Source organism: Candidatus Sulfotelmatobacter sp. (genome assembly GCA_035498555.1).
Taxonomy (GTDB): Bacteria; Eisenbacteria; RBG-16-71-46; order RBG-16-71-46; family RBG-16-71-46; genus DATKAB01.
In genome coordinates this window covers 1-4,448 of record DATKAB010000169.1, presented here as the reverse complement: position 1 = coordinate 4,448, position 4,448 = coordinate 1, and the positions used below count along the sequence as shown (strand labels likewise).

The 4,448-nt window shown below is 66.5% G+C and carries 5 protein-coding genes and 1 tRNA gene; 1 reads left to right on the top strand and 5 read right to left on the bottom strand.

The window, feature by feature from the left end; all coding sequences use genetic code 11:
* On the bottom strand, positions 1-515 hold a 515-nt coding region (locus VMJ70_13660), incomplete at its 3' end, for a DUF4412 domain-containing protein (GenBank protein ID HTO92170.1).
* Between the two features lie 472 nt (positions 516-987).
* On the opposite strand from VMJ70_13660, the gene VMJ70_13655 reads away from it, so the two are divergent.
* Positions 988-1,293, top strand: coding sequence for a hypothetical protein (locus tag VMJ70_13655; protein HTO92169.1), 306 nt, complete (start codon positions 988-990; stop codon positions 1,291-1,293).
* Between the two features lie 17 nt (positions 1,294-1,310).
* Here VMJ70_13655 and VMJ70_13650 read toward each other — a convergent pair whose 3' ends face one another.
* The 4 genes from VMJ70_13650 to VMJ70_13635 all read right to left on the bottom strand — a co-directional run bounded on the left by VMJ70_13650 (position 1,311) and on the right by VMJ70_13635 (position 4,404).
* Positions 1,311-2,273 carry a hypothetical protein gene (locus tag VMJ70_13650; protein ID HTO92168.1) on the bottom strand — a complete coding sequence of 321 codons (963 nt, stop codon included), beginning with the start codon at positions 2,271-2,273 and terminating at the stop codon, positions 1,311-1,313.
* A 139-nt stretch (positions 2,274-2,412) separates the two neighbouring features.
* Entirely contained in the window at positions 2,413-3,093 is a 681-nt protein-coding gene (locus tag VMJ70_13645) for a hypothetical protein (GenBank protein HTO92167.1), read from the bottom strand.
* Between the two features lie 68 nt (positions 3,094-3,161).
* Positions 3,162-3,998, bottom strand: a complete 837-nt coding sequence (locus VMJ70_13640; GenBank protein HTO92166.1) for a hypothetical protein — start codon at positions 3,996-3,998, stop codon at positions 3,162-3,164.
* Between the two features lie 317 nt (positions 3,999-4,315).
* A tRNA-Leu gene (locus tag VMJ70_13635) sits at positions 4,316-4,404 on the bottom strand.
* Between the last annotated feature and the right edge of the window lie 44 nt (positions 4,405-4,448).

The window sequence follows — 4,448 nt, the reverse complement described above, 5'->3', positions numbered from 1 at the left end:
TCCATGCGCAGCGGCGCGCCGAGCGCGGCGTCGAACCAAGCAGTCGCCGATCCCTCGGAGGTCTCGACGCGATACTTGAGCGCCGGCCGGCCGTCGAGGGATTCGCGGCCGAGCAGCGTGGCGTGAAGCGACGCCGCACCGCGCTCTTTCGAAGAGTCGCGACTCGCGGGATCGCCTCCACCAGGCAACGACTTCCACGAATCCTTCATCGCCATCTTCTGCTCGTGCATCAGCGAGTAGTAGGTCTCCTGCTCGTCGCCGATGTCGATCATGCTCATCTCGTGCCCCTGAGCCGAGAGATCCATTCGCGACCGCTGGTTCGAGATGTAGCGATCGATGACGGCGTCCCCCTGCGGGCCGCTCACGGTCATCTTCACGTGGTACTCGGCGGGTGGCTGCCAGAGGGGAAGCGAATCGAGGCCCGACGGGGGTGAAGCCTGATCGGCGCGGGCCGGGCCTGAGCCGAACGCGGCCAGGGCCGCGATGAGGGCGAGGAGCGTCACGGCACGCGTCATTTCCAACTCTCCGATCGGTGGTGTCGACCGCCGGACCGCGGGTCGGCGGGGTGGCGGCAGGACCCTTCAGCCCAGACGCGCAGCCGGAGCCGTAGCCGGCTCGGCCGCGGGCCGGAATTGACCGGGACCTGAAGCTCCCGGCGAGGAAGCTCTGTCCGGGAGGCCTTCCGGCCGATTACTCTGTCGAGACTATCCTCGGGAGGGCGTTCGATCCACCATGCGATGCCTGTTGCTCCTTTGCACGGTGACCGCTCTTGGTATTGTGCCGCCGGCGAGAGTGGCCGTGGCGGCGGGGGAGACCGCGGTGGCTTCAGCCACCGCTCCGCCGCCGGCGATTCCCGGCTTGCCCGCCTCGCTAGGCGCCCCGCTGCCCATCTGTCCGGCGCCCGGGACCGCTACTGCCAGCTTCACCTGAGCGCCGGCCTGGGTCCCGTCGGGACCCATCGTCGCTCCCGAGTGGGGGCTGATCCACATGCAGCGCGAGCTCTGGGATCCCGTGGATCCGAGGCAACTCGGCTCGCTCAGCGCCGACCTCCAGTTCCGTGTCAACGGCGAGGTCTATCGTTTTGCCAATGAACGCAATCTTCGCCGATTCATGCTCGCCCCGACGCGCTGGTGCGGGCCGGTCCGCGATCCCGTCAGCGGTCGAGTGTTCCAACCGCATTCGGGATCGGCGGAGGCCTACTGGATCGGCGGCCCGTACTACTTCGAGAACGACTCGACCAAGGCGCTGTTCGTGAACGATCCGCACCGCTACGAGGTCATCCGCAGAATCTAGCTCCAGTAGACCGCGCCTCACGCGGTCATGATGACCAGCGTCTTCACCTGGCGGAACTGCTTCGCGTCGGTGATGTGCAACTCCATCTTGCCGTCCAGGCCGGGCGTCAGCTGGTAGCTCGACGCGGGTTGCGAACTGATCACGCGGGCCTTGGCGCTGCCGATCGGCACGATCGAGCTCTGATCGGTGTCGAGGGGCGTGAGGGCACTGTCCTTCACCGCCGGCGAAGCCTGAAGCGTCTTGCCCATGCCGAGCACGCCGCCGGTCGCAACCACGGCGCCCACCTTGGTCAGCGCATCCTTGGAGCCGACCACGTAGTAGATCGTGGCGTTCTCCCGGCGCTTGTCCTCGATGGTCTGCTCGCGCTCGCGCAGCGTCTGCTGATTCTCCTGCACGGTGTTCTCGAGTCCCGCGACCTGGTTCGAGAGGTTTTCGACGCGGCTGGTGAGCTCGGCGACCGCCTGCTCCTTCTCGGCCACCGACTGTTTGAGGTTCGCGACCAGCTTCTCGAGCCCGGCGATCCGATTGCCGCTCAGGCGCAGGCTGGCTTCGAGCTGCCGGATCCGCTGCTTGCTCCGCGCGATGCTGGCGCGCAGCACGGCGATGCGATCGAGCGCCTCCTGGCCGCTCGGGCCGTTGAGGCCCTGCTCGGTCTGGAGGTCGCCGGTGCGAACCGCGACATTGGTGTCGCCGAGCGAGATCGCGTTCAGGCTGTCCTGGATCGAGGCGATCGCCTCCAGAGTCTGGCTGTAACGCGACTGCACCTCCTCGTGAGTGGCCTTCAGCCGGGCGAAGTCACGCGTGGTCTCGCGGTAGCGGAGGAGGAGAACGGTGGATGCGGCCGCGAACAGCACAACGGCGGCGATCAGGACGGATGAAAGGGACTTGCGCATGGTGGTGTCTCCTGGCCACTGGCCGAGTCGTGCGAGCTGGGTGTACGGCGCTGCGGCGAGCAGCGAGGCGTCCGAGGGGATCGGCACCGGGTTCGGCCGCGACCGGAGGCGAGTCCGGTCACTGTCGGACCTTCGAGGAGATCGTACCCCACCTGCACCTGTTCCGGACGGGGAATTCGCGCGACGGAATCGAAATTAACGGGAACCTTGCGTGGCAACCGCAAGGCTAGAGGCCGCGGTATCCCATGCGGATGGCGATCGAGCGCACCGTCATGCCGTCGCGATTCATCGAGTAGACTTCGACTTCGGCCAGCAGCCGATCGCGCAGCGATGGCTTGAACTCGTAGCGCGTTCCGACGCTCCAGATCGGTCCCCATCCGTTGGTGGGATGCAGATCGATGACCTGGCCGGTCACGAGATCGGTGTAGCTCAGCGTGCCGTAACCGTTGTTGAAGTAGGCGACGCCGTACCCGCCGTCGAACCAGAAGTGATTCCACACCCGCAGCGCGGCTCCCGCCAGCGCATTGCCCTGCCAGCCGTGCCCGTAGTCCTGGTTCACCGGGTAGGCGATTCCATCCTGGTAGAAGATGTCGGGCTGAGTGGAGGGATAGTCCTGGAACTCGATTCGCCCGCGGAGCGCGACCCGATCTTCGAGACGTCGATCACCGCTGACACCCAGAACGATGCCGGCGTTGTAGCGCTGGCGAACATCGGACGGCGCGTTGATCCAGCCGATGCCGCCGTGGAACCACACCTGTCGCGGTCCGTTCAGCGAGAGCAGGCTGTCGGCGTGGGTGGGTCGATGAGGCCCGGGCCCATAGCCGCCACCGGGGTGCATCTGCGCGCCGGCCCGCGAAGCGAAGGTGATGGACAGGACGGCCAGCGAGGCAGCGACGACTCGACGCATGGAGAGAGCATAGGAGAGCCTCGCACTCCTGTCATCGGCCCGGCCACTCGTGACCTGCCGGGCGGCGATCAGGCGGTGACCGCCGCGGTGGCGCGCCTGCCGCGCCGGACTGCCCGTCTCGTCACCAACGCCAGCGCCGCGCAGAACGCGAACGCTCCGAGCGAGAGGTAGAAGAACAACAGACGAGGCCGGTCGTAGAGATACGGAGTCAGCGCATCGCGGTATCCCTGCTCGCCGAGTAACCAGCGGAATGCGCTTCGCCAGGCCGGAGGCAGTTTGTTCCAGCGGATGTGGCTGACGTTCGTGAAACGAAAAGGATAGTTGGGGTAGCGCTCGAAGATCTGAGCAAAGATCGTCGAGTCGCCCTGGATGTCCGCGAGCGTCGCGAGTCGCCCGTCGTGGGTTTGCCACACCATGCTCGAGTCACTCGGGGACAGCACCACCCAGCGCCCGTTCGAACGGTACTCGAGCATGGTGTGGCCGCCGCCCTTTCCATTCATATCGTCGAGAAGCTGGAGTTTTCGCGATTGGATGTTGGCCTGCTCGAGGGCCCGAAGCATGACTCGGGACATGGTGCCACACGGCCCAAACGACGGGCTGCCGAACGTTCCATAGATGCCGTGTGACAGGCTCACCGAAGAGGTGACGTTGAAGAACGAGGTCGCCTCGAGCCGTTCGTAGATGGGGAGGCTCGCGGCGTTGATCGCGTTTCCCGTGCGCCGAAACACCTCGCGTGACAACGCCATCGCCACGGCGTCGGTGTCGGCCGCCGGCACGCCGCGAGTGGCCTGATCGACGAACTGGCCGATGATCCGGTCGCCCTCGCGGACCTTGCCGTAGAAGAACAACGACGCGACCGCGAACGCGGACGCGAGCACGACGAATGTGGGGTACGCGAATCTCATCGTCCTGCGCGCTGCCTTCGTTTCCAGTCACGGCCTGGCCGCGCGAGCGGGTCGGCGAAGCGCGTGGCTCGTCTGCATCCATGGCGATGCGCCATGGCGGGGGATTGGAGTCCCAAGGGGATGGCGGCCGCTAGGCGGACTCGGCGCCGGTTGAGGGTGACTCCGGGACGTACGGCCTTCAAGCTCCAAGCATACCGGCGCGCCCGGGTCGGGCTCAAGCGCTCGGAAGCCCCGGTCGTGGTGGGAGCTTGGGAAATCTATTGCAGAACTATGACAAGGCCCGGGCTCCGGGCCGCCTTTCGAGGCGCGGGGGCCGTTGGTGCCGGAGGCGGGGGTCGAACCCGCACTCGGTTTGAGCCGAACCGGATTTTGAGTCCGGCGCGTCTGCCAGTTCCGCCACTCCGGCACGCGCAGAGCGCCGAACGCTAGCAAGAAGCTCGCAGGCCGTCC

Coding starts and splice junctions, on each gene's coding strand:
- VMJ70_13655 (HTO92169.1), top strand. CDS start 988: ATGCAGCGCGAGCTCTGGGATCCCGTGGATCCGAGGCAACTCGGCTCG.
- VMJ70_13645 (HTO92167.1), bottom strand. CDS start 3,093: ATGCGTCGAGTCGTCGCTGCCTCGCTGGCCGTCCTGTCCATCACCTTC.
- VMJ70_13640 (HTO92166.1), bottom strand. CDS start 3,998: ATGAGATTCGCGTACCCCACATTCGTCGTGCTCGCGTCCGCGTTCGCG.